Here is a 26,081-nt window from a genome sequence, read left to right as displayed (position 1 = left end):
CCCGACTGCACAACCTCGCTCTCGCCGGATAAGCACAGGGGCAGCGCGGCGACCGACTCCGGCTCCACCAACTCCAAGATCGTTACGGGACAACCCTTAGACGTGACGCACCCCCATCGGCCGCTGTAGTTCCGTTTTTCGCAGACCTGCGCAGTCTTCCTTCCCGGAGTTGTTCCTGATCGAGCTCCAGCCGGCCAACGAAGTTGATGTCCGAGTAGATGCATCTATACGTGTCGGGGCGGGCTACTGCCCGCTGTACTGACCGACATCCCGGTGATGCTCGTCGGCGGCGAAGCCATCTCCGAGCTGTCCGTGCTGCGTGACCATAGCGCGGTGCTCGGCATGGTGGCCTCCACGCCCGGACCGACGACGCACGCTCGCCCGGTTGCGCCCCGGCTCGCGCTCAGGCCCATGAGTTGCCTGGTTGCAGGCCGCTGAGCGGGTGCGGGCGTACCGGCGGTCCGAGCCGGCGGACGTGCGGTGCCCGGTCAGATGCTGCAACTCAACGCCACATTGGTCGCCTGCCACCCGGAAAAGGGGGATACCGGGCCGACACTGAGCGGAACGCGGTCCGCGCCTTACGCACTCCGGGAGTGGATCGTCTCCTGGGAGAGGTGAGCCGGCATGTGAAACTCAGCCATTTGGATCTTGTCCAGATCGTGCGGTGACGGGTGAAAGGTTGGTGAGGATGACGGATTTCTGCCTGGGGTGAGCCGAGTGAAGCATGACAGCGTAGACCTGGTCGGTGGTGGGTGACAGCAGTGCGGGGGGACTGACCGGTGGGGTACACGATTCCTGAGGGTGTCGACACGATGCTCGATGTCGTCGGGGTGGGGTGGCCGAATGTCGATGAGGACGCGTACCGCGACATGGCGGACGCGTTGCGGGAGTTCGCGGACGACGCGGACGACGACGGGCACACGGCGCACGGGCACATCCAGCGGTTGCTGTCGACGGGTCGGAGTGAGTCGCTGACGGCGCTGGACACGCATTGGAAGAAGGTCCAGGGGAAGAACAAGGACCTGGCGGGCGCGGCGCGCCTCATCGCGGGGGCTCTGGACCGGGTGGCGGACATCATTGTCGCCCGGAAGATCGCCGCCGTGGCGGAACTCGCGGATCTGTGCGCGACGGTGGGGATCACGCTGGCTTTCGCGCCGGTCACCGCCGGGCTGTCGACTCTGCTCGCGGGGGCGAAGATCGCGGCCACCCGTATCGCGTTCAAGAGGATCCTCAAGGAGATGGCGGAGGCGGCGGTCTCGGAGATCACCGCGATCCTCATGCAGCCGGCGGTGGCCGCGTTGGAGAGCATCGTGACGGATCTGGCGATCCAGACCGCGATGAACGTGACCGGTCAGCAGGACGGCATCAACGCCGGCCAGGCTGTCCAGGCCGGCAAGGACAGCCTCCAGCTGAACTCGGCCGGTGGCGGGACCGGTCCGGCCGGCGGCCTGGGCATCGACCACGACGCTCACGGCAACACCGGCGGGAAACTCGCGAGCGTGCAGGTGTCGATGGACACCCGTGCCGCGGGCAAGATAGGCAAGGCCAAGGGCCACCACGGCCGGGCGAAAGGGAAGGACTCCCTCACCGCCGTCCTCGACTCCACCATCGAAGGCGTCGTCGAGAAGCTGGCCAAGGGCCACAACCACATCGGCAAGCACGTCGGGAAGGAACTGCCCGACGCCATCGGCCTCAGCTCCAAGAACCACAGAAACACCGACCTGGACATCGACGACCGCATCAAGGCGGTCAGGAGCGGCGACCGCCGCGACGACGGAGGGCCCGACGGGCAGAAGGGCAGCGAGGGATCTGCCCGCAGGCCGGCGGACGGCTCCGGATCTGCCCGCAAGCCCGCAGCCGTCCTGAACTCGGACTCGTCGAAGCTGTCTCAGCAGGCCCGTGCACTTGCTGACAAGGAGCTTTGCGGCGATCCGATCGATATGGCCAGCGGTCAGATGGTGCTCGATCAGACCGATGTGGATCTCCCGGGTGTGCTGCCGCTGGTGCTGCGCCGGACTCACCTGTCCGGATACCGCGCGGGTCGCTCCTTCGGGCCGTCCTGGGCGTGCACGCTGGACGAACGTCTGGAGCAGGACGAGGCGCTGGGCGGCTTCTGGTGGTACAGGGAGGACGGCTCCGCCCTGGCCTACACTCGTCTGCCGGATGTCCCCGGTGACCGGGTGGCTCCGGCGGCGGGCGCGCGAATACCCCTCACCTATGTCACCCGTGGCCGTAGCTATGTCATGACCATGGAGGACTCCCGCACTGGACTCGTACGCCACTTCGAAGCCGCCACTTCCCGCGAGGGCCTGTGGTGGCTCGTCTGTGTCGAAGACCGCAACGGCAATTCCGTAACCGTGGAACGTGACGAGGATGACGTCCCCCTCACGGTCAGTCACAGCGGCGGTTATCGCGTCCATGTCGACTCCGACGCCGAACGAGGGTGTGTCACCGGCCTGTCCGCGGCCAGGGAAGAGAGCACGGTCCGGCTGCGAACCTTCGGCTACGACGAAACCGGGAACATGGCCTGGGTCCGCAACGCGGACGACGCAACGACGCACTTCTCCTATGACGACGCGCACCGCATCACCGGATGGCGGGACTCCAACGACACCGAGTTCACCTACACGTACGACGCCGCCGGACGTGTGGTCGCCACTCAGGGCACCGACGGCATACTCAACTCCCGCATCGTCTATGGAACACAGGAGTCCGACGGCACCAGCACGGTCACCTACACCGACTCTCTCGGGCACAACACCCTCTACCAGTCCAACCGGCACGGCCAGATCACCGCCATTACCGACCCCCTGGGGCACACCACCACTCAGCGGTGGGACAGCTGCGACAACCTGCTCTCCCGCACGGATCCGCTCGGCCGCACCACTCGCTGGGACTGGGACGAGAACGGCAACCTGCTCTCTGTCACCGCCCCCGACGACGCCACCGTCCGCGTCACCTACAACCACCTGCATCTGCCGGTGCAGCTGATCCGTCAGGACGCTTCGACCATTCGTCAGGAGTTCGACACCCGCGGCAACCTCACCCGCTCGATTGGCGTCGACGGACAAGCTCACACATTTACCCACCACCCCACCGGAGCCGTCGCCACCGCGACCGACCCTCTCGGGGCCACCACCGTCTTCACGGCCGACGCGGCAGGCCTTCCCGTGGCGGTCACCGACCCGCTCGGCGCAACGAGCCACTGCGTCCGTGACACCCTCGGCCGCCCCACCGCGATCACCGACGCCCTCGGCCACAGCACCACGACCAGCTGGGACGCTGAAGGCCGCCGCCTGCACCACACCACTCCGGACGGCCTCGCCGAGTCCTGGGAATGGGACGGCGAGGGCAACTGCGTCCGTCATACCGACCCGCACGGCGGCACCACCCGCTTCACCTACGGCCCCTTCGACCTGCTCTCCTCCCGTACGACCCCGGACGGCGCCACCGAACGATTCACATACGACACCGAGATGCGCCCCACCCGCGTCACCAACCCCCAGTCGCTGAGCTGGAATTACACCTATGACCCACTCGGACGTCCCGTCTTCGAGACCGACTTCGACGGGCGCACCACCCTGCACACGTACGACCCGGCCGGACAGCCCTCGACCCGTACCACGCCCGCCGGCCACACCATCGCCTTCGGCTTCGACGCCGCCGGGCGCCTGATATCCAAGACCAGCGGCGAGACGCAGACCCGCTTCCGGTACGACACGCTCTCCCGTCTGACATCGGCCACATCACCCGACGGCAGCCTGGAGAACGCGTACGATCCTGCCGGACGGCTCGTTGCGCAGACCGTGGACGGCGCCACCCTCCGCATCGCCTACGACGCAGCCGGCCGGCGCATCTCACGCACAACGCCCACCGGCGCCACCACCGCTTCAGAGTGGAATGCGACCGGCCACCGCACATCCCTCACCGTCGACGCACGGCACACCCTACGCTTCACCTACGACGCAGCGGGCCGCGAGACCCACCGCACGTTCGGCGCCGGCATTCTCCTCACCTCCGTCTGGGACACAACAGGCCGCCAGGTGCAGCAGACACTCACCCGGCATCCGTCACCCGGACCTCCGGCAGACCAGCCGCGCCCCCTGCGGCACCGCGACTACATCTACCGCCCCGACCACTACCTCACCGCCGTCACCGACCGGGCGACCGGCAGCGCCGCGCACTACACGCTGGACGCCGTCGGCCGCCCACTGAAGGCGAACGGTCCCGCCGGCACAGAGCGATACGCCTACGACCAGGCAGGCAACCAGCAGGATGCCCGGTGGCCGGACCGCAGCGCGGACAGCGCAGCCCGCGGCCCGCGGCCCGCGAGACTACGCAGGCACACTCCTCACCCGCGCCGGAGACACCCACTACCACTACGACGCGGCAGGACGCCTCGTAGAACGCATCAAGAAACGCCTCTCACGCAGACCCGACGTATGGCGCTACTCCTGGGACGCCGAGGACCGCCTCACTTCCTGCATCACCCCCGACGGCATGGCCTGGCACTACCGCTACGACCCGCTCGGACGCCGCACCGCGAAATACCGCCGGGACGAAACCGGCTCGATCACCGATGAAACCCTCTTCACCTGGGACGGAACCCGCCTCGCCGAGCAAACCACCACCGCCACCGGAACCGCCCTTACCTGGGACCACGAAGGGTACGAGCCCCTGACCCAGCTCGAACGCAAGCTGTCCCGGGAAGAGACCGACTCCCGGTTCTTCGCCATCGTCACCGACCTTGCCGGAACCCCGACCGAACTCGTCGACGAGACCAGCACCATCGCCTGGCACACCCGCACGACCGTCTGGGGAACCACCGCCGTCCACCCCGGCTCCACCGCGCACACCCCCCTCCGCTTCCCCGGCCAGTACGCCGACCCCGAAACCGGCCTCCACTACAACTACTTCCGCCACTACGACCCCGAAACGGCCCGATACACCAGCCCCGACCCACTCGGCCTGGAACCCGCCCCCAACCCCGTCACCTACGTCCACAATCCGCACACCTGGATCGACCCCGAAGGTCTCAAACCCGGCACCTGCCCAAGAACCGGCGCCGCCATCAACCCCCGCGGCTACACCGCAATCTACGAGATGCAGCTCAACCGCGCCGACTTCGGCCAGAGCCGCGCCGTTCACTTCAATCGGGCCAACGCCGCACTCGACGCGGCCATCCAGGCCGACCCTGCACTCGGCCGCTTCCTCGACCAGTTCTCACCAGGTATCGCCGCCCGAGTGAGCTCCGTTGGCGGGCGCAGAACCCCCGCAGGCTTCACATGGCAACATGAGCCCAGATCCAATGCCCAGGGCAGAGAGGGCGTGATGACGCTCGTCCCCCGATACCAGCACACTTCCGGAAGCCCCTGGTGGGACATCCTCCACCCAGGCTATTCCGGCGGATATGCTGAATGGGCCATCCCCAACGGCGCACCGCCTAACCGGAGAGCATGACCGTGACCTACTTCATGTACGACACCATGGGCGAAGAATTCGATGAGCCCGACGAGGCCCGGATCCGCGAAATCCTCGCCGAACTCAGCAACGCGGACGAGGAACACCCGGATGTCTCACTGCAGCACGAGTCCGGATGGTCGCTGAGCGTCTTCCCGGACAGATTCGTTCGGTGGGAGAACGTCGAATCAGCCCAGCCGGAACCGGTGGACGCAACTCTCTCCTCCTGGGACGACATCGTCGAACTGCTCCTCAAAACCGCCCGAGGCGAAACCGAAGAAGTCACCTCCGCCCTGACAGGACCGTCAAGAGGCTGACACTGCGCCTGCCGAGCTGGACACGGGCAGCTACAACCTGAGAACTGCACTCGCACCCGCCGAGTTCCACACTCTGCCGGTCACACCCCACGCCTTCCACGCCGACCGGAACTACACCCTGGCACAGCTCCCGCCCCGGCCTGCCAAGGCACTCAAGACCAGACGACGCGATCCCGCCCTGCCCACCGACCCGGCCCCGACCGGCATGCCGTGGCCCGCCCTCAACCGCATGGCGGCAATCTCAGAACCGTGCTGGGACGCCCTGACTGAGGCGCCCCTCCAACGACGCTTCCACCGTCCACGCAGCCACCTTCACCCTCAAACCAGCAGCCTGGGCCACTGCCAGCGCCGGCTCTATTGCGCCGCCGCAGAGCGATCACCGGCACACTCCTGGCCCAACTGCTGGACGTCAGCCACACCAACCTGTCCAGTCAGTTCCAAGACAGTCATCGCCTTCTGGACCTGCACCGTATCGTCGTCACTCCGCTCCCCGGATCACCCGTCCACACCCCGGAACAGCTCAGAACCCGCCTGCCACTCTATGAAGATCCCCCCGCAGATCCACTCTGACAGCTATTCAGCTACAGGTCCCCGCAGTACCGGACTACTGTCGCTGGACGCCGGCCGAGGTGGTGCCCCTTCTTGAGGAAGCCCGTGCCATCGACGATCAGGACGAGGGCGGTCCACCAACGCGACACACGTCCGGTAATCTCGGCCAACTCGCAGACGGGATGACTGCGGCCAGAGCCCTCGAAACCACAGCACCACCCCCGACGCCGCCCGCTCCCAACTCACCTCCGCTCAGGCGGAGGTGAGTCGGAGTCCCGGGCGACAGAGACGATGCCGTTGTCGTCCTCTCCACGCAGGCGGAGGTGAGTCGGGGCTGGTGCCCCGGCCGGAGCTGCCGTCGGGGTCCTCTCCACGTACGAGGGAGAGCGACACCGATGTCCCACGCGAACACTCAGCAGCCGCCCACGACGCCTACCGGCCCGAGCATCACCCCGTCCGTCCCCGGCTCCGCCCACCCGCCGACCCTTGGCCCGACACCTGTCGTGACGCTGGCTGTGATTCTGGCCGTCGTCACGGTCCCGGTCGCACTGCTCGTGTGCGGCTTCTCAGCGTATCTCGCCTACGAGCACCCTAATCTCAGGGAGCCGATTACGATCGCCTTCACCGTCCTGGCCACGATCGGCACCATGGCCGGGGTTATGGTCTCCGCGCTGCGCCGGTGAGTCGGTGCAGCCGGTGCGGGGCTGGCACGGTAGCCCCGCACCGGCTGTGCGCCGAGGCTCTGCCCGTTGCTGTTCCAGCGCTATGTCATCCTGACCATCGCCAAACCACGAAGATCCTTTACGGGACAGCCCTTAACAAAGTGGCCCTGGAATGTGGGGTGTTGCGGGGTTGTTGACTGGTCCATGAGGAGGGGTCAGCAGCCGCCGTGCCACGCCGACCGGATCATCCGGGCCGCGGGCGTTTGGATGACCGGAAGGTCCTGTCCGGCATCCTGTTCGTGCTCTGCACCGGCATTCCGTGGGAGTTCCTGCTGCAGGAGCTGGGCTCCGGTTCGGGGATGACCTGCTGGCGTCGCCTGCGCGACTGGAACGACGCGGGAGTCTGGCAGCGTCTGCACGAGTCGCTGCTGGCCGAGTTGCACGCCGCCAGCGCGCTGGACTGGTCCAGGGCGGTGATCGACGGCTCCCATGTGCGGGCCATGAAGGGCGGCCCAAAGCCGGACCGAGCCCGGTCGGCCGTCCTCGAACAGGCTCGAAGCACCATCTGATCACCGAAGCGCACGGCATTCCGCTGGCGGTGTCACTGACCGGCGGAAACCGCAATGACGTCACCCGGCTCATGCCCTTGATCGAGGCCGTCCCGCCGGTGCGGGGCTGACGCGGAGGGCCCCGCCGACGGCCGGACACCCTTTACGCCGACCCGCGGATACGACCACGACAAGTACTGCAAGCAGGTCCGGGCCGCCGGAATCACCCCGGTCATCGCACGGCACAGCATCCAACACGGATCGGGGCTGGGCGTGCACCGACGGGTGGTTGAGCAGAGCTTCGCGCTGCTGCACTGGTTCCGCCGGTTACGCATCTGCTGGGAGATCCGCGACGATATCCACGAAGCCTTCCTCAGCCTGGCCTGCGGCATCATCTGCTGGCGACGACTGAAAGACTTCACTTTGTTAGGAGTTCTAAGCCTCGCTGAGTCCCTGGCCAACCCCGGTCTAAACGCTGGCCGATCCAGGCCATCGCCGCCCGCTGGGGCTTTATCGATCCGGCACACTTCAGCCGCCTGTTCCGGGCCGTCTATGGGATACCACCACGGGACTACAGAAACCTGTTGCCCGAGGTGTGCGCGAATCGTCAACACACGTGCGCGGACTGACAAGGCCGAGTGGCGTCCCGCTCGGCACGATGAATATCGCACATCCGAACAGTCCTCGGACTACGGCGACAGTAACACTTCGACCTTTAGGGGGAAACATGCGTACTCGACTTGCACTCACGAGTGCCGTGGTGGGAGCCGTCCTGCTGACCGGTGGTCTCACCACCGCTGCGCAGGCGGGATCCGCGCCCATCGACACGAACACAACGACAGTCGCACCGATCACCACCGCCGCCACTACAACGTCCTCGGGCGGTTACGTCAGGAAGGACATGTATGGGGCGTCTGACCCTGTCGTCTACAGCCCCTGGGGTGAGATTCTTCGCGTGCTTGCGGTGGACGAAAATAGCTACGGCCACACGTGGTACGCGGTTCGGACCCCCGAGACCCACTATGGGTGGATCTACTGCGGGAACGTGACGGCCGGCTGCTGACCCCCCCCCGTTACCTTTTTCGTGGCTCCGCAATGGGGCCTCCGGCCTTCGGGTCCGGCATGACTTCCCCCCCTTGTTGTTCATGATCCGGGGGGTGGTGTCACCGGGTCCGGAGGCATCGACGGACCGCTGATGAGGGGCTTGAGCACCGGCTTCACCCAGGCTGGAAGAGCTCTCCGTAACGTGGATGTGGCAGCTCGGTGCCCTGGCAAGGCTGGACGAAAGTGTGATGGAGGGGCCTGCACGTGATCGACACCGGCGACATCGACGTCTTCCTCGGCCTGGACGTCGGCAAGGGCGAGCACCATGCCACCGCCGTGACCCCGGCCGGGAAGAAGGCGTTCGACAAGCGGCTTCCCAACACCGAGTCCAAGCTCCGCGAGCTGTTCGCCAAGCTGCAGGCCAAGCACGGAACAGTGCTGGTCGTGGTCGATCAGCCGGCCTCGATCGGGGCTCTTCCCCTGGCGGTCGCCGGCGACATGGGCTGCCCGGTCGCCTATCTGCCGGGTCTGACGATGCGCCGGATCGCCGACCTCTATCCAGGTGAGGCGAAGACGGACGCGAGGGACGCGTTCATCATCGCGGACGCGGCTCGCGCGATGCCGCACACGCTGCGGGCGATCGACGGCGAGGACGAGACGATCGCCGAGCTGGAGATGATCGTCGGGTTCGACGACGATCTCGCAGGGGAAGCGACCCGGGTCGCGAACCGGCTGCGCGGTCTGCTGACCCAGATTCATCCGTCTTTGGAACGGGTGCTGGGGCCGCGGTTGCAGCACCCGGCCGTCCTCACGCTGCTGGAACGGTTCGGCTCCCCGGCCCAGATACGCAAGGCCGGCAGGCGCCGCCTGGTCACGCTGCTGCGGCCGAAGGCTCCGAGGATGGCCGAACGGCTGGGCGATGAGATCTTCGCCGCGCTGGACGAGCAGACCGTGACGGTCCCGGGGACCGAGGCGGCCTCGCTGATCGTCCCAAGTCTCGCCGCATCCCTGACGGCAGTGCTCGACCAGCGGAAACTTCTGGCCGGGCGGATCAAGGAACTGCTGGAGGACCACCCACTTTCAAAGGTCCTGACGTCGATGCCGGGAGTCGGCGTCAGGACCGGAGCCAGGATCCTGATCGAGGTCGGCGACGGCAGCACCTTTCCGACCGCCGGGCACCTCGCCGCCTACGCGGGTCTCGCCCCGGCGACCCGGAGCTCGGGCTCCTCGATCCGCGGTGAACAGCCCTCCCGGAGAGGAAACAAGCAGCTCAAACGGGCCTTCTTCCTCTCCGCCTTCGCCGCTCTGGGTGATCCGGCCTCCAGGGCCTACTACGACAAGAAGATCGCCCAGGGCAAGCACCACACCCAGGCTCTGCTCTGCCTCGCCCGCCGTCGGGCCGACGTCCTGTTCGCGATGCTCCGGGACGGAACCTTCTACGAACCCCAGCCCGCCGCAGCTCGGTGAGGAATTGAGACCGCGCGATCAGTCCTCCGGCCGCAGCCTCTGACGAGCGGCCTCAAGCTGCTGGTCATAGTCAGGCGCGAACAGCTCGGGAAGCGCCTTGTCGAGCGTTCCGGCGATCCGATGGAGCGGCGCCCAGACCGCCGGATCGTCGACAACACGACTGAGGTCCGTCATCTGGAGCTTCTCCAGCCAGTGCGACAGCACCAGTGCTTCGTCACCCGTGAGCTTGATCGTCACCTGGCTATCACCCACGCACACCCCTACGGCTCGGCCCGCCCTCGACCACACGAACCTACTGGCCTTCGACCTTGACCAAACACATAGGGGTACCCCCCCCGGGATACGTACCTACCCACTTGCCACATCGGTGCAGGTCAGCCAATCTCGTCGGTAGTCGGTTCTGCGGAGTGGACCAGGCTGGCGATCAGGTCGATCACCGTCCGGTCGTAGTCCCGCGCCGTGCTGTATAGGGACAGCAGGCGTGCCAGGACCGTTCGCGTGGGCCGGTCGTCCGTGCCTGGTACGTCGTAGCGCAGTGCGGCCATGGTGTCCGCCACGACGTCTCGGCGCTCCTCCGAGGTGACGGCGGCGCCGCTCGGGAGCAGGTGGCAGCAGCGGAGCCACCTGCTCCCAAGGGTCGTCAGGAACAAGATCAGCAGGCACCCCTGACACTCTGCTGATCAAGATCGTTGAGCGCAAGACCACAGCTCAACCCATTCTGAAACGATCAGCGAGAGAGCGTTCGTCCCGGTAGGGGCGTTTGGTTGCCTTATGTGCGAGGGCTGGTGTGTGGCTGCTGGGGTTGAATGAGCCCTCCTTGGCGAGCGAGTAGGAAGGTAACTCGCGGAGGCCCATCTCACCCCTTTCGCTCCTGTCTGATCCCAACGCGCCCCCAGTCAAATCTTTTTGCACCCTGTGGCGAGAGCGGTGGCCGACGGTGCTACCGAAACATGTCTCGACAGCGGCCATACCCAAGTGACCTGTCCGATGCCCGTTGGGAACTTCTGGAGCCCATTCTGTCGGCATGGAGGGCTGAACGGAGAGGGAAGGGGCTGGATATCGGACGTCCACCCGAGCACGATCTGCGCCGGATCATGGACGCGGTCCTCTATATCGACCGCACCGGCATCCGTGGGAAACCGTCTAGGGGTACTTCGCAGCCTGGCAGAAGGATGGCGTGTTCGACCGGCTCAACGGCCTCCTTCGGCGGCTCCTCAGAGAGGCCGAGGGCCGGGATCCAGAGCCGAATGCATGCGTCCTGGACGCACACGGGCCATCGCCCGAGGCAGGCGGAAACAGCGCCTCCCAGCCGCGCGGCTGTCCGAGGCGGTCTCTCGGGTACGGACCCGGTCCGCCTCGCCGCGCCCTGGCCGCCATTAACGCGTTGTCCCTCGCGGTCTACGAACACCGTCGTGTCCGCTGACGGTCTTCAGTAACGGCTCCCCCACTCGGACTCGACTCAGGCAGGCCTGGGTGATAGCCGATGCCGCCCCGACCTGCTGCGGGGTGAACCCGCCGCGCGTACCTCCAGGCCCACCTGCGCGAGATCGGCGTCCCGCCGCAACGCGGCAGGACCTCCGCGATCCGCCAACTCGTACTCCAAGCCCCGGCGCCCGTCATCGCGAAGGCTCTCGGCTACCACGACAAGAGCGCTGCACGGGTGGTCGCCGAGGCCCGGAGGAACCTGGAGCCGATACGCTCCCGGCGACCACACGGTGACACCAGATCCATCGGGAAGAGCACGAGGAGCACTCCAGCCGGCCTGGGCTACACATCATCCCTCCCCGACGCCCCTGTCGAGCAGGCCCAGGGCTGAGTACAGCAAGACGGAAAGGGTCATCCATACGACAAAGGCCCCGCCACCGCAGAGCACTGCGCGTGGAATGCTTCCGTCCGCTGCCCAAGACAGCACGCCAGCGATGACTGCGACTAGCAGAGACAGGACAGTTGCCAGGGCGACGAGCAAGTGGCGCGTCATAGGTCCGGAACTCAACGGCCGACATCCTTCTGTGAGGGTGGCCGTTCCGAGACATGCCGCCTCAGCCCGACCACCGAGGCACGGTGGTTGGCTGAGACGGTGTAACCCCTGAGAGCGCGGGCCATTACAACAGGCCCGCGCAGCCGCGAGGTCACGCCCTCAATAGTTCTCGGATGATAAGCGACTCCAGGAGAGCACGCCAGAGTGTGGTCATAGAGCAAGAGCCATCGGCCATCGCTCAGGGTCCCCACAGGGGTGGTGACCCTGGCAGGAATACGCGACGCTTCAACATGCAAGCCCACCAGTCCCGAGGCCGAACTACGCCTCGGCCTGCGCTGCATCCTGACCTGGCCCACCGCCTTGCACTGGAACCGGATGGGCATCAACCTGCGGCAGCAAGCCATCTGGGCACGCGCCGCATGAGAGACACCCTTCGGAGCCTGACCGAGCGCGGCACGTACTACCTCGGGAAGCGCTACGCGGATCGCGCGCTCGAAGTCGCGTGCGGCTGCACCCGACAATCACTTCTCAGCTCAGAGCACCCAACTCCGACAAGCCGAATGTATGGGCCCGAGGCTGACGCCACTCACGCAAGTACGTGCCGGTTTCGACCTCGATAATTCGTCATCACGCCTGGCGGCGTACCTGTTCGTCTTCCCAGACCCTTAATAGGAGCTGAGGGTCCACGCCGCTGGCGAGCGCGTAGCGGAGCGTAAAAAGTCGGCTGGGGAAGGCGTTGCAGGCGAGTACGTCAGTCACGTACGTAAGGTTGAATCCCGTCTTCTGTGCCAGCGCCTCGTGTGTCAGGTGAGCCTGTAGACGGATCCGATCCAGGACAAGTCCGATGTGTACCGTGAGACTTCCGACCGGACGCTGAGACTGGTGCATGTTGGCTCCGGGGGCAGGAGGGTCGCGGAATGCCTGGGCGCTGCTCAAGGCAGCGCCCAGGGGGTTACCTAGGAGTGGCTCGGCCCGTGGGTGGAGCGGTGCCGTTTCACGCACAGGCCCAGGAGAATTACGGTCATAGCCGTGTTCAGCCAGGTCTCGGACTGCTGGAGGAGCAACGGCCCGGTACCTTGGCTGGCCAGGATTTGCAGGCAGTCCGCGAGGCAGGGCGTGCAGATTCGATCCCATGGTGTAGGGCGGGGCCGGGCGTGCCTTGGTTTACGGCGTCGTCGGCGCGGGGAAAGCCCCATCACGTTCTCCTTCGAGAGTCGTCGATACGGGACCCCGGCTGAGGCTCGCAACTTCAACGCCGGGGTCCTGATGGCGCTCAGTTCGATCGCTGAGCGCAGTCGACGTTAAGCGGAACGTGTCGATGTTTCCCGGGCCGTTTCCGCGTTGGTCCTCACGAACGGGCCATATAGGGAGGCAGGTTCGCCGCCTTCGCCTCCACGCCGTACGCCCTCCACCAACACTCTCCCCCCGTACGACCATCGGAATTTTCCCTGGTGAGCGGCTCTTAGAGACATTGCTTGCGGTACCGCCTTCGCACCCTGCCGGCCAGAGTCTTACGGGTGTCGCGAGGTGCCTTGCGGCGCGATAAACACATTGGCGCTGTGGCAGCACTTGCACGTAGCACCAACGGCGAAATCCAGACATTCTCACCCAACCTTGCATACATGTCCGGCAGGGCGGCGATCCTCCCTTCGTCGGATCCAGATGCAATTGCATCTGGATAACGGGGAGTTAGTTCACCGCAGGAGGTAGTCCGGTGAGGAAGCTGACGAGTGCAGTACGGCCGGCGGATGTCGTCTGGCGCAAGAGTTCACACAGTCTTCCCGAGGGGGCATGCGTTGAGCTCGCGCAGCCGCCGACAGGGAAGGTCTTCTTCCGCGATTCGAAGGTCCGACGCGGTCCGATCGTGGCCGTGTCCCGCTCCTCTGCTGCAGCCTTCGTGTCGGCGTTGGTCTCAGACAGCCTCTGAGGCAACACCGGCGTGCTGCTTCGCGGAGCGTGCGCTTCTGCAACTTCAAGCGGTTCACGAGGCTCGCCCGGCCCGCTGAGGGGCCGGGCGAGTTGCGCGCTCATTTCATGGCTCTCCTGTGACACACGGGTGAGAAGGTCGTTCAGCTCTGGACATTCGGCGGCAACCGACCGGTAAGCATGGGAATAATGCAAGTGCATCCTGCTGCCCGGCGCGGGCAGCAGGACACATCAATGAACCGGGGGAGCGCAGTGGGAGACCAGCCCGCACCCGAACAGGGCGACATGGAAGCAGACTTAGGGCAGGACAGGGCTCACAGCGCGCGGATGTACGACTTCTACCTCGGCGGAAAGACGAACTACGCCGTAGACAGAGCAGCAGGCCGGGAGGTCATTAAGGCGTTTCCTGCCGTCGAGACAGCGGCCCGCGCGAACCGTGCCTACATGCACCGCGCCGTGAGGTATCTGGCACATCGAGGAGTGCGCCAGTTCATCGACGTGGGCGCCGGGATCCCCACCGCACCAAACGTCCACAACGTGGTGCAGGCAGTCGAACCGGAATGCCGGGTCGTCTACGTGGACAACGATCCCATCGTCCTCGTCTATGCGGATTCACTGCTGCACGGAGCTCCAGAGGGACGAACCGGATACGCGCACGCCGACGCCACGAGGCCAGATGACCTTCTGGCCGCGGTGAAGGCCGAGAACATCATCGACTTCGACCGTCCCATCGGCCTGAGCCTTCACGCCCTACTGCACTTCGTGCCCGACGAGCAGAACCCCTACGGTCTCGTGGCCCACCTCCTGGACGAGTTGCCCGCCGGCTCCTACCTGAGCCTGTCCCACTGCACCGGCGACTTCGCCCCGGAAGCATGGCAGGCCATCGTCGAGACATACGCGCAACGGGCAACCCCTGTCCAGGTGCGCTCCCGGGGAGAGGTCCTAAGCTTCTTCAACCACCTGGACCTCGTAGAGCCCGGGATCACTCTGGCACACCGCTGGCGCCCGGAGCCTGGGAGCGGCCCCAGCCTCGTCAGTGACGCACAGGTGTCCTTGTACGTAGGTGTGGCACGCAAACCGTGATGGGTGGTCCCAGGAGCACACGTCAGCGGTAACAGTTGGACGACAGCAGATCACGGAGCTTCTGTGTCGTCTTACCCGGCGTCAGGGAGCGGGCGCGAAGAAGGTCGAACGCCCTAACCCTACGGTCCACAGACTCCTCGTCCTGGATGACCAGACCACCGTCAAAGCTCTCGGAGTAGGCGATGGTCGGCAGCAAAGTCTCCGCAAACTCGAAGATAGTGGTAGCTCCCAGCTCCACGGGGAGGTTGGCTCGGCTCAGCTCTGCGAGCCGGAGATGAAAGCGACCGCCCTCGCCCAGGTCAATCAGATGCTCTACTTGCCCGCGCATGATCTCCACATTACCGACGGGCCGCCGGAGTGTCGCCTCATCGATCACACAGATCAGCTCCTTCCCAGGCGACTCAGAGAACTTGGCCTGACGCTCCTTGCGGAGCAGCGCCAGGGAGGCATGATGACTCCGCGTCCCCCGACCCCGCTCGATGAGCGCCCGCGCGTATTCAGGAGTCTGCAGCAGCCCGTGCAGGTACAGGGGCTCGTAGGACTTGATGCACTGGGCCATGTCCTCGAAGCTCAGCACGGCCTGCAAGTACTGGGACGCGATCCCTGACCACGGCTTCCACCACATGGGCCGGTTGGCGATCTGCGCCAGTTCACGAAGCGGTTGTTGCTCGCCTGGATCGTTCATCCCGTACAGGGAGAACAGAGCCGGCAGGTCCTGTTCCTTGACCTTGACCTGGCCGCATTCGATCCGGCTGGTCTTCGACAGCGACCAGTTCAGACGCCGGGAGACCTCCTGCTGCTGCAGACCCACAGCTTCGCGCCGACGGCGCAGCTCCTTGCCCAGCACCATACGCGGAGCAGACGGTGCCGCCTCGTTCTTCAGGAACCGGACCCGGGGGCTGGACTTCTGACCGACACTATCGTCAGGTTCCTCGGCGCCCGACAACTGCTGGCCCACGTCAACTCCTCGATAACCAGTGCATTCAGTGATGCTGTCGATGCTCATAGTGCACGACGACAGGCGATCCAAGCCGAGTATCGTAAAAAGGTCCTATATCACCCATCCGACTGTCCTGAATATGCCGTTGGCTCATCCACTGTTTTCGACTTCACCGCGCGTCGGTACTGCAGGCTTCGGTCAAGGACCGTGCGTCACAGGCCATCAGACGATCACAGGTAAGATTTGCAATCCCCCACTGGTGTCTCGCTGTCCGTACGACCTCCACGCGCCAGAGGCGGCCAGAGCTTCGCGCAGCACATGGCTGCATAGTCGCATGACAATCGTGTGGCAGAAGAGTCTCCCGGGCCCACGGGCGTTGAAGCTGTCCCCCCCGGGACCGGAAAGCTGGGCTCTCCGCCAGGTTTCCAACTTGATGACCCATCGCTAACTTGCTCGTTCCGAGGCCCACACGCTGCGGGAGCAGCGAGATCAGCCAAAGGCGGGCCGGCGTTTTCTGTCGTAGTACGCCCGCGACTCCACGGGCCCGGCGGGGACCTGCGCGACCTGAAATAGGCGACGGAACCCGATACTCTGGTCTACGGCGACTCTGGGGGCTGGCCAGGCCAAGCCGTCGTGGTGGAGATGCCCACCGCGTAGGTGAGGCGCGTTCATCCAGTCCCAGCCGGAAGGTGGCAGCATCGCCGTAACCGCCGTCGGCGACGACGAGCGGGACCTCGATCATGTCCAGGGCCAGCTGCCACTACTCGACATGGCCGGCCTCTGTCGGGATGCCGCACTTCGTGCGGCGGGCGACCTTGGCCGCATCGGCCTTCGGCGAGGCGGGATCCCAGCTCTCCGGCAGGAACAAGCGCCAGTTGGCGGCCACCGACGTGCCGTCGGAGGCCAGGTGCAGCGACACCCCGGCCTGACAGTTGGCGACCTTGCCCGCAGTCCCGGTGTACTGCCTGGCCACGCACGCCGACGCATCACCGTCCTTGAGGAAGCCCGTGTCATCGATGATCAGAGCGGTCAGTTCGATCGCCTGCCGCATCCGCCAGGCGAGGCGGGCCCGTACATGAGCAGCGTCCCACGGGCTGGAGGTGATGAAGTGGGCCAGGGCCTGAAGGTTTCCGTCCTCGCCCAACCGGGCGGCCATCGGCTCCACAGACTTGCGCCGCCCCTCCAGTAGTAGACCTCGCGCCACGGGCGCTGATCCACCATCCACGGCCTGGTGGCCGACGAAGCCACTCCGTCGGGCCTCAGAACTACGCCGCTACTGCTCCCGCGCATGTCGTGAGGCCGCCGACAGGAAACGACGACGCGAGCGAGAAGCCATCCCCCTCGTCAACTGCGAGGCTTACCAGAAACCCATCGGCCGAGTCATCAACAGGCGCTACTGCTCCGAGCGTTGCAGCGACTGGGCATGGAGGAAGCGGCACGAGCACACCACCGCGCTGGCACCAGATAGTCCCTATCCAGCCCAGCCGAAGACCTGCGCCGGATGCGGAGATCCGCTCGAACCGGGCAGCCGACGAGTGCGCCTGACGTGCTCACCGAGTTGCAAGGCACGAGCCTATCGCCGTCGACGAGTGGCGCGACTCGCTGCAGACTCGTCAGCCTTCTGATCCAACCGCAACAACTTAAGTCCTTGCGTCACCCTCGGTCTCCGAGACGTGGGCAAGACCGCTCCGCTGCGATGCTCCCCGCAGATCTTGGCATGGGTCGCAGCGGCAACCTCGTTCCATGTCAGAACTTGGCATACCGGGCGTCGACGCAGTCGCCACACATACCGAGGTCATCATCTCCCGTGGGGGCGTAGGTATTCAAACAGTCGCTGCACTGGGCGATCACGGAGAACTCCGTACCGCAGCAGAAGCACAAGGTGAGGCGTCCCTCCGGGACCACCACAGTGCCAGAACCGTCGACGAGCAACGTGTGCTGGTGGCAGTCAGGGCACTCTTGGACGTTTCCGTCCCGCCAGGCGAAGATATCGAAGTAATCAGTGAGCGCTTCGGACGGGCCTGCCCAGGCCGTGTGGCAGAAGCGGCAGTCAAGCGGGGCGGTGCCGCCGCCGATGACCACGGCCCACTGCTCACAGACCGGGCACATCACGGTGCAACCTTGGACGTCCTTGAGCTCTTCGGCCAGGCGCTTGAGCCGCGTATCCATGTAGCTCCTGATGCCGCGTACTTTCATCCCGACGTCTTCCAGATCGTCGGCGACTGCGGCGGACTCTTGACCGGGCAGGGCGGGCAGCAGCTCGTCGTGGACGAAGGTGACGAGGAAGTCCAGAACCTGTGCTGCGCACACCTCGACTGCGGGTCCCGGCGCCTTGAGTCCGTAGTGCTGCAGCCGGTTGCGCCACTTCGCGAGGATGGCCAGACTCCTGGCGGGTTTGTCTCCGATCGAGACGCCGGCAATGTCGCGCAGCCGCCCGATAGCTCCGGTGGTAGTACAGCTGTCGAAGTCGCCAGTCGCCAGCCTCGAACCGGCTCCAGTGTTCTTGCACCAAGCGGGCCTTCAGGAGCACCTCGACAGCAGCCTGCAAGTGCAGAACGGCGTACTTCAGGTTCCTTGGGGTTGGCCGCCCGAGGCGCAGATTGTCGGCAACATTGTTGAGGTAGTCGATGCCGTTCCGAACCGGGGGAAAATCGACTTCATCCCTGGCAGGTGCCTCGGCCTTCGGCTCACCACCGGGACGGGGCCCGGGTACGCCGTCTTCGTCTTCTTTCACGAATACAAGGCTAAAAGACTGTCGGACGCCCAAGTCACTGGCAAGACGGTCCAGGTCTGATAACAGAGGACAGCAACCTGCCACCCCTGCCCAAGTTTGTCCGCTGAGCGGTCAGTCCAACTTCGATGGCCGACAGTCCAACTTCGCTGTCAGAGGACACTGACGCCCCCGTGAGCATGAGTCTTGACACAGTGGCCCCTCTCACCAGAGCCTATGGCAACGTTGTCAGAGCCGCCTGAACGGCACGGTCGTACACGAACCGGTCGTCCCGTCGGCATGGTCTCCTTGATTGGACGTTTGACTCATGGACGAGCAGCAGAGGCCGTCGCGCCGTCCCTCCCGCCGTGCCGTCGTCACCACCGGCACGACCCTTCTGGCGGGCTTCGGACTGGGCGTGGTGTTCCCTGCCACGGAGGCCGCTGCCGGGACTCGGCAACCCGGAACCCCCGCACCCGACCCGGGTGAGATCGCCACCTTCCGCCCCGTGGAGGTCTCCTCGCAGGCGTACGCACCCGCGGCGTCCGAATTCGCGGTGGACGGGGTCCCGGCTCAGGGGGTCCGCGGCACCGGCTGGCGGGCCGGGAACGGCGACCCGCAGTGGATATCGGTCGACCTCCAGTCGGACTGCAAGGTCAGCCGAGTCCGGCTGACGTTCGAGACGGACGCAAGCGACCCGGTGTTCACGCCCCCGACGACCGGCAACCCGGCGCAGGGCACCACGGGCAGAGAGATCCTGTCGAGCTACGCGCGGGAGTTCGTCGTCGAGACCTCCCGGGACCGGAAGTCCTGGACGAGCGTGTACCGCAGCACCGCTGGCACCGGCGGCGTCGTCGACATACCGCTGGCCCGCCCGGTGACCGCCCGCTGGGTGCGGATGACGGCCCGCAGGCGCTCCAGCGCCAACCCGCTGGGCCTCAACGGCTTCGAGGTGTACGGCACTGTGAACGGACACCGGCCGGACGCCACCGGCTGGACGGACTGGGGCACCCGGCACACCACTCCCCCGAAGCTGACCGTCGCCGCCGACGGCACGATCCCGCTGGAGTCCGGCTGGGCGCTAACCATGGACGACTGGACCGATGCCACCGGCGGCGCTCTGTCGAAGGCGGGCGTGGACACCAGCCGGTGGCTGCCCGCGACGGTCCCCGGCACCGTCCTCGGCTCACTCGTCGACCAGGGCAAGCTGCCCGACCCGGTCGCAGGCCTGAACAACCTGCACGTCCCAGAGGCACTGTCCCGCCACTCCTGGTGGTACCGGCGGGAGTTCGAGCTGCCGCGCGGCCTGCGCATCGGCACCGGCCGGCATGTGTGGCTGGAGTTCGACGGGGTCAACCACCGGGCCGACATCTGGCTCGACGGCCGCGAGATGGGCAGCGTGACCTTCCCATTCGCCCGCTTCGCCCACGACGTCACCGAGGCCCTGGCCGGTGCGTCCACGGACCGGCACGCCCTGGCCGTGCGGATCACGCCGATGCCGGTGCCCGGCAGCCCCGGCGACAAGGGTCCGTCGGGCGAGGCGTGGGTGGACGCCGGCGCCGACCAGATGAACCGCAACTCGCCCACGTATCTGGCCTCCTCGGGCTGGGACTGGATGCCGGCGGTCCGGGACCGCGGCGCGGGCATCTGGAACCATGTGCGGCTGCGGTCCACCGGGCACATCGTGATCGGCGACGCCCGAGTGGACACCGTGCTGCCGGGGCTCCCTGACCTGTCCGTTGCCGAATTGACGGTGACCGTCCCGGTCCGCAACGCCGATTCCGCCGACCACCGGGCCGTCATCTCCGCGTCGTTCGGCGACGTACGTGTCTCCCGGGCAGTCACCGTCCCCGCGAGCGAGACCGTCGAGGTGGTCTTCACCCCCGACGCCTACGGTGCGCTGCGAGTGCGCGATCCCGAGCTGTGGTGGCCCAACGGTCTGGGCGACCCCCGCCTGCACGAGCTGACCCTGGTCGCCGAGGCAGACGGCGCGGAGAGCGACCGGCGCACCACCCGCTTCGGCATCCGGCAGTTCGGCTACGAGTACGACATCCCGCTGCCCTTCACGGCCTCGGCCGACGCTTACATCCAGTCCGTGGACGTGGGCGCGCGGCGGGCCCGTCACGTCCGGGTCAGATGCCTGACCAGGGCGACGGACTGGGGGAGTTCTCTGTGGACGCTGTCGGTCATCGACAGCGCGCGGCCGGGCACCGACCTCGCGCTGCACGCGGCGGCCGAGGCGTCCAGCACGGACCAGGACGGCCACGGCGCCGGCAACGTCACCGACGGCGACCCGGCCACTCGCTGGTCCTCGGCCTTTGAGGACGACCAGTGGATCCGGGTGGACCTCGGCTCCGAGCAGTCCTTCGACCGCGTCGACCTTGTGTGGGAGCAGGCTTACGCGCGGATCTTCGTGGTGCAGGTGTCGTCGGACGGGTCCACGTGGACGGACGTGAAGTCCGTGGACAACTCGGCGGTACCGCTGCCGTTCAACAGCGGTGACGCAAGCCTGCGGGTGTCGGACTTTGACGCTGTGGCCGCCCGCTTCGTACGGATCGAGTGCGGAGTGCGCAACACCAGCTGGGGCAACTCGCTGTGGTCCCTCGCCGTCATCGACAGTGCGGAGGCGGGTACGGACCTCGCCCTGCACCGGGCGGCCACCGCCTCCAGCGAGGCGGACGGCCACCTGGCGGCGCATGCCACCGACGGCGATGCCGGCACCCGCTGGTCCTCCGCCTCCGAGGACCACCAGTGGCTCCAGGTCGACCTCGGCGCCGCCCGGCGGTTCGACCGGGTGGCCGTGCTGTGGGAGCAGGCGTATCCGAAGACGTACACCGTCCAGGTCTCCGCCGACGGCGATACCTGGACCGACGTGACGAGCGTGTCCAACACACCCGACCCGCTCAAGATCAGTGTCAACGGTGTCCGGGTGCTGGTGCGCGGCGGCAACTGGGGCTGGGACGAACTGCTGCGGCGGATGCCCCCGGAGCGCATGGATACGGCGGTGCGCATGCACCGCGACATGAACTTCACGATGATCCGCAACTGGGTGGGCAGCTGCGACCGCGAGGAGTTCTTCGCGGCCTGCGACCGCTACGGGATCCTGGTGTGGAACGACTTCCCCAACGCCTGGGGGATGGACGTTCCGGACCACGACGCGTACAACGCCATCGCCCGGGACACCGTGCTGCGCTATCGCATCCATCCCTCGGTGGCGGTGTGGTGCGGCGCCAACGAGGGCAACCCGCCCGCGGCGATCGACCAGGGCATGCGGGAGGCCGTGCAGCGGCAGGCGCCCGGCATCCTCTACCAGAGCAATTCCGCGGGCGGTATCGCCACCGGCGGGGGGCCCTACGGCTGGGTGGAGCCGGAGCGGTACTTCGACCCGGCGACCTACGGCAGCAAGGATTTCGGCTTCCACACCGAGATCGGCATGCCGGTCGTCTCCACCGCCGAGAGCGTCCGCAGCATGACGGGTGACGAGCCGGAGTGGCCGATCCGCGGCGCCTGGTACTACCACGACTGGAGCGAGCACGGGAACCAGGCACCACAGAACTACAAGGCGGCTATCGAGGCCCGTCTCGGCGCCGCCCAAGACCTCGACGACTTCGCGCGCAAGGCACAGTTCGTCAACTACGAGAACGCACGGGCCATGTTCGAGGCGTGGAACGCCCACCTATGGGACAACGCCAGCGGTCTCATGCTGTGGATGTCCCACCCCGCCTGGCACAGCACGGTGTGGCAGACCTACGACTACGACTTCGACGTCAACGGCATGTACTACGGGGCGCGCTCCGGCTGCGAACCCCTACACGTCCAGGCCGACCCGGTGAACTGGCAGGTCATCGCGGTCAACCACACGCGTACGAATCTGGCGGACGCGCTGGTCACGGCCGAGGTGTACGACCTCTCGGGCCGCCGGGCGGCGCCGTCGAAGAGCGCCCGGGTAGACGTCGGGTCCGCTGCGACCGCCGCAGCGTTCACCGCGGCGTTCACCGACGACCTACCCGATCTGCACCTTCTGCGACTGACGCTGCGGGACGGCCGGGGCAGGCTGCTGTCCCGCAACACCTACTGGCGCCACCGCACGCCAGAGGCGATGCGGGCGCTCGCTACCGCCCGGCGGGCCGCCCTGTCGGTGTCCGTCGGCCGGGTCACCCGCACTGACGACGGCCAGCAGATGACCGCGACTGTCCGCAACCGCGGGTCCGTGGTCGCCGCCATGATCCGTCTCTCGCTGCTGGACGAGCACGGCGGCGACCGGGTCCTGCCGACGCTGTACGAGGACAACTACCTGTGGCTGCTGCCCGGCGAGAGCCGCACGGTCACCGTGTCCTGGCCCGACCACGCCCTGCTCTCGGGGCGGCCCTTGCTGCGGGCGGAGGGGTACAACACACGGGCGGTCACGGCGCGGGCCTGAGCCGTAAGGGCCGTGTACCGGACCGGTCACCTCGGGACAGAGGTGAACCCGGTCGGTACGCGGCTCGTTGTGTGAGTGACAGCACCCCCTGCGGCGGACAGCCGTCGCTCCGGGTGCCGTCATCCGAACGGTGCCCGGGATGTATGCCTCCCGTTCCGTCGTTGACCGCGATCGCCATCAACATCGAACGCCTCAGCAAATAGCAACCCGAGCACTCCACCACTACCCACGCCCACCGCGCCGGCCCGCAGTAACTGCTCGGTCTGCCGCTTCCCGGCCATGGGTCGGCCACAGCGGCGTTCGACCGCCTCCAACGCAGTGTCATACGAACCGCGCACGGCCTTTAGTACTCCAGTTACACTTCTGCATTTGTCCTGGTCACAGGGCCTTCTGGGAGTCTAATGGGCTGACGCTCTGTGAGGTTGGTGGTGGTTCGTGACTCACCCGATCGGGGTGCGTTGAACCAGTCATGGCGATGGAAGGTGATGTCGAAGTAGAGCTGTGGGAAGCCGGGTTGCAGTCGTTGCTGCTGCGGGTGGGAGAGCGGTTCGGCCTCGTCGAGCCGCGGCGGCGGATGCGGGACTACGTGCGCGGCCTGCTGGGCCCGGTGGGCCGGAAGAACAGCTGGCAGATCGCTGAGCATGCGGGCCATGACACCCCGTACGGGCTGCAGCGGCTGCTGTCGTGGTGCCAGTGGAACCCGGACGAGATCCGCGACGACCTGCAGGACTACGTGGCCGAGCGGCTTGGGCAGCCGGACGGCGTGCTGATCGTCGACGACACCGGATTCCTCAAGAAGGGCACCGTCTCCGCCGGGGTGCAACGGCAATACTCCGGCACCGCCGGCCGAACCGAAAATTGCCAGATCGGGGTGTTCGCCGCTTATGCCTCGGCCAGGGGCCGGGCCCTGGTGGACCGTGAGCTCTATCTGCCCAAGTCCTGGACCGAGGATCCGGACCGGTGCCGCGCCGCCCGGGTCCCCGAGGGCAAGTCGTTCGCTACCAAGCCGAAGCTTGCGCGCGCGATGGTCCGGCGGGCTCTGGACTCCACGCTGCCGATCGCCTGGGTGACCGCCGATGCGGCCTACGGACAGGAGTGGCACTTCCGGCGGATGCTGGAGGAGGCCGGTGCGGGCTATGTCCTGGCGGTGCCCAAGTCGCAGCAGGTGAAGTCGCCCGCTGGGAGCTGGCGCATCGACCACGTCCTGGCCGGCGCCCCGGCCGAGGCGTGGGAGCGGATCTCCTGCGGCGACGGGGCGAAGGGACCACGGGTCTACGACTGGGCCGCGGCCAAGCTGCCCGTCATCGACGGCGCGGAGCCCACCCACTACCGCTGGGTGCTGGCCCGCCGCAGCTTGGCACGGCCCGAGGAGATCGCCTACTACCTCGCCTTCGCGCCGGCGGACGCCACCGTCGCCGAGCTGGTTCGGGTGGCCGGCGCACGGTGGGCCATTGAAGAATGCTTCCAGGCCGCGAAGAACGAATGCGGCCTGGACCAGTACGAAGTCCGTCGCTACGTCGGCTGGTACCGCCACATCACCCTGGCCATGCTCGCGCACGCCTTCCTGGCGGCGATGACAGCCCATGCCCTCGAAAAGGGGGCCGAAGAAACGGTTCGAGCAGCCTCGCTCCCCTCACCGTGGCAGAAATCCGCCGGCTCCTGGACCTTGCCCATCCCCCCGCAGCCCGGCGCCGGTCACCCACACGTCGGTTCCACTGGTCCCACTGGCGCCGACACCACCAGACCATCGCCCGCCGCTATCACTACCAGCGCCGCACGCACCCCGATCGGGTGAGTGACGAACCACCACCAACCTCACAGAGCGTCAGCCCATTAGACTCCCAGAAGGCCCTGTGACCAGGACAAATGTAGAAGTGCAACTGGAGTACTAGGCGCTGTTCCTCGGATCATGTGCGGAGCCAGATACTGAGGGCTGCGAGTGTGATGGTGCCGAGGTAGATGTAGGCGCGTTTGTCGTAGCGGGTGGCGACGGCGCGAAAGCCTTTGAGGCGGTTGATGGTGCGTTCGACGGTGTTGCGTTTCTTGTAGCGCTCGCTGTCGAAACCGGTGGGCCGACCGCCTCGGGAACCTCGGTTCTTCCGGTGTCTGTGCTGGTCGAGGCGTTCGGGGATGGTGTGCCGGATTCCGCGTCGTCGCAGGTAGCGGCGGTTCGCGCGAGAGGTGTACGCCTTGTCCGCAAAGACATGGCCGGGCCGGTTCCGGCCCGGGGCACCGAGATATGCTCCAGCACCCGCTGGAGCTGAGGGCCGTCACCGTAGTGTCCGGGTGTCAGGAGGAAAGCGAGGGGCCGGCATCGTCCCTCGGCGGCGAGGTGGACCTTGGTGGTGAATCCTCCGCGGGAACGTCCCAGGCATTCGCCGATCTGACCATCTCCTCCAGCCGGGCGGCGAGCTTCCGCAGTACCGGATCGGCCTGGTTCGTCCCCAGCCCGGCCCCCCCTTTGAGGAACGGCCGCCGGAGGCGCTTTCCTCGCGCCGGCGGCGTGCTGGTGGGCCCGCACCGTCGTCGAGTCCACCGACACGTCCCAGTCGATCCCGCCCGCGGCATCTTCGGCGGTCTGGATCCTGGACAGCAGCATCTTCCACGTTCCGTCAGCGGACCAGCGACGATGCCGTTTACAGACCGTCTCCCACGGTCCGAACCGCTCCGGCAGATCCCGCCACTGCACACCGGTCCGTACCCGGTACAACACCCCGTTGATCACCCGACGGTGATCACTCCACCGACCTCCACGCGCCCCACCAGGAGGCAGGAACGACTCCAGCCGAGCCCACTCCGCATTCGTCAGATCACCACGGCCCATGAAGCAAGCCTGCCCCAACACCCCACTCAGGTCAGCAGATCCAAGAAACAGCGCCTAAGGGCTGTCCCGTAAACGATCTCCCTCTCAGGGGCGTCGGGGGTAGTCAGGGTGATCGGCGTAAGGTGACGCGAGGTCAAGTAAGTCATCGCATGG

The 26,081-nt window shown here is 66.6% G+C and carries 15 protein-coding genes and 4 pseudogenes; 13 read left to right on the top strand and 6 right to left on the bottom strand.

The window, feature by feature from the left end:
- Positions 1-779 precede the first annotated feature (779 nt).
- From M1203_RS39150 to M1203_RS37870, 7 genes and pseudogenes are all read left to right on the top strand, one after another.
- A complete protein-coding gene (locus M1203_RS39150) occupies positions 780-4,583 on the top strand; it encodes a DUF6531 domain-containing protein (RefSeq protein ID WP_249954417.1) in 3,804 nt (1,267 codons plus the stop codon).
- Positions 4,486-5,460: an RHS repeat-associated core domain-containing protein gene (locus M1203_RS37895; protein WP_249954420.1), complete on the top strand. Its 975-nt coding sequence runs from the start codon at positions 4,486-4,488 to the stop codon at positions 5,458-5,460. The genes M1203_RS39150 and M1203_RS37895 overlap by 98 nt, the downstream gene beginning before the upstream one ends.
- Positions 5,457-5,777 (top strand): hypothetical protein, encoded by a 321-nt coding sequence (locus M1203_RS37890; protein WP_249954416.1) that lies wholly within the window; start codon positions 5,457-5,459, stop codon positions 5,775-5,777. Before M1203_RS37895 ends, M1203_RS37890 begins: the two co-directional genes overlap by 4 nt.
- Positions 5,778-6,721: 944 nt before the next feature.
- Positions 6,722-7,009: a hypothetical protein gene (locus M1203_RS37885; protein ID WP_249954415.1), complete on the top strand. Its 288-nt coding sequence runs from the start codon at positions 6,722-6,724 to the stop codon at positions 7,007-7,009.
- 176 nt (positions 7,010-7,185) lie between these two features.
- Positions 7,186-7,956: pseudogene (locus tag M1203_RS37880) on the top strand (IS5 family transposase); the annotation flags it as partial.
- A gap of 62 nt (positions 7,957-8,018) precedes the next feature.
- Positions 8,019-8,165, top strand: a complete 147-nt coding sequence (locus tag M1203_RS37875) for a helix-turn-helix domain-containing protein (protein ID WP_308404967.1) — start codon at positions 8,019-8,021, stop codon at positions 8,163-8,165.
- Positions 8,166-8,844: 679 nt separating this feature from the next.
- Positions 8,845-10,047, top strand: a complete 1,203-nt coding sequence (locus M1203_RS37870; protein ID WP_374404804.1) for an IS110 family transposase — start codon at positions 8,845-8,847, stop codon at positions 10,045-10,047.
- Positions 10,048-10,065: 18 nt separating this feature from the next.
- Here M1203_RS37870 and M1203_RS37865 read toward each other — a convergent pair whose 3' ends face one another.
- On the bottom strand, positions 10,066-10,305 hold the full coding sequence (locus tag M1203_RS37865; protein WP_249954414.1) for a hypothetical protein: 240 nt from the start codon (positions 10,303-10,305) through the stop codon (positions 10,066-10,068).
- 116 nt (positions 10,306-10,421) lie between these two features.
- Positions 10,422-10,604 (bottom strand): hypothetical protein, encoded by a 183-nt coding sequence (locus M1203_RS37860; RefSeq protein ID WP_249954421.1) that lies wholly within the window; start codon positions 10,602-10,604, stop codon positions 10,422-10,424.
- Positions 10,605-10,997: 393 nt separating this feature from the next.
- Between M1203_RS37860 and M1203_RS37855 the strand changes: the two are divergent.
- From M1203_RS37855 to M1203_RS37845, 3 genes and pseudogenes are all read left to right on the top strand, one after another.
- Positions 10,998-11,356: pseudogene (locus M1203_RS37855) on the top strand (transposase); the annotation flags it as partial.
- A gap of 2,383 nt (positions 11,357-13,739) precedes the next feature.
- Complete coding sequence (locus M1203_RS37850) at positions 13,740-13,952, top strand: DUF397 domain-containing protein (protein WP_249954413.1); 213 nt, start codon at positions 13,740-13,742, stop codon at positions 13,950-13,952.
- Positions 13,953-14,236: 284 nt separating this feature from the next.
- Positions 14,237-15,034, top strand: coding sequence for an SAM-dependent methyltransferase (locus M1203_RS37845; RefSeq protein ID WP_283959499.1), 798 nt, complete (start codon positions 14,237-14,239; stop codon positions 15,032-15,034).
- A gap of 22 nt (positions 15,035-15,056) precedes the next feature.
- Here M1203_RS37845 and M1203_RS37840 read toward each other — a convergent pair whose 3' ends face one another.
- The 3 genes from M1203_RS37840 to M1203_RS37830 form a co-directional block, all read right to left on the bottom strand.
- Positions 15,057-15,992 carry a helix-turn-helix transcriptional regulator gene (locus tag M1203_RS37840; protein WP_249954411.1) on the bottom strand — a complete coding sequence of 312 codons (936 nt, stop codon included), beginning with the start codon at positions 15,990-15,992 and terminating at the stop codon, positions 15,057-15,059.
- 742 nt (positions 15,993-16,734) lie between these two features.
- Positions 16,735-17,130: a transposase gene (locus tag M1203_RS37835; protein ID WP_249954410.1), complete on the bottom strand. Its 396-nt coding sequence runs from the start codon at positions 17,128-17,130 to the stop codon at positions 16,735-16,737.
- A 590-nt stretch (positions 17,131-17,720) separates the two neighbouring features.
- Entirely contained in the window at positions 17,721-18,284 is a 564-nt protein-coding gene (locus M1203_RS37830; RefSeq protein ID WP_249954409.1) for a hypothetical protein, read from the bottom strand.
- 64 nt (positions 18,285-18,348) lie between these two features.
- On the opposite strand from M1203_RS37830, the gene M1203_RS37825 reads away from it, so the two are divergent.
- From M1203_RS37825 to M1203_RS37815, 3 genes and pseudogenes are all read left to right on the top strand, one after another.
- A complete protein-coding gene (locus M1203_RS37825) occupies positions 18,349-18,768 on the top strand; it encodes a hypothetical protein (protein WP_249954408.1) in 420 nt (139 codons plus the stop codon).
- A 244-nt stretch (positions 18,769-19,012) separates the two neighbouring features.
- Positions 19,013-23,104, top strand: coding sequence for a discoidin domain-containing protein (locus M1203_RS37820; protein WP_249954407.1), 4,092 nt, complete (start codon positions 19,013-19,015; stop codon positions 23,102-23,104).
- Positions 23,105-23,579: 475 nt separating this feature from the next.
- A pseudogene (locus M1203_RS37815) lies at positions 23,580-24,719 on the top strand (IS701 family transposase); the annotation flags it as partial.
- 292 nt (positions 24,720-25,011) lie between these two features.
- On the opposite strand, the pseudogene M1203_RS37810 reads toward M1203_RS37815, so the two are convergent.
- Positions 25,012-25,928: pseudogene (locus tag M1203_RS37810) on the bottom strand (IS5 family transposase).
- Positions 25,929-26,081 lie beyond the last annotated feature (153 nt).

Source organism: Streptomyces sp. 35G-GA-8 (assembly GCF_023534745.1).
In the GTDB taxonomy this organism is placed as follows: Bacteria; Actinomycetota; Actinomycetes; order Streptomycetales; family Streptomycetaceae; genus Streptomyces.
The sequence above is the reverse complement of the archived record's forward strand: the minus strand, read 5'-3'. Positions and strand labels throughout refer to the sequence as shown.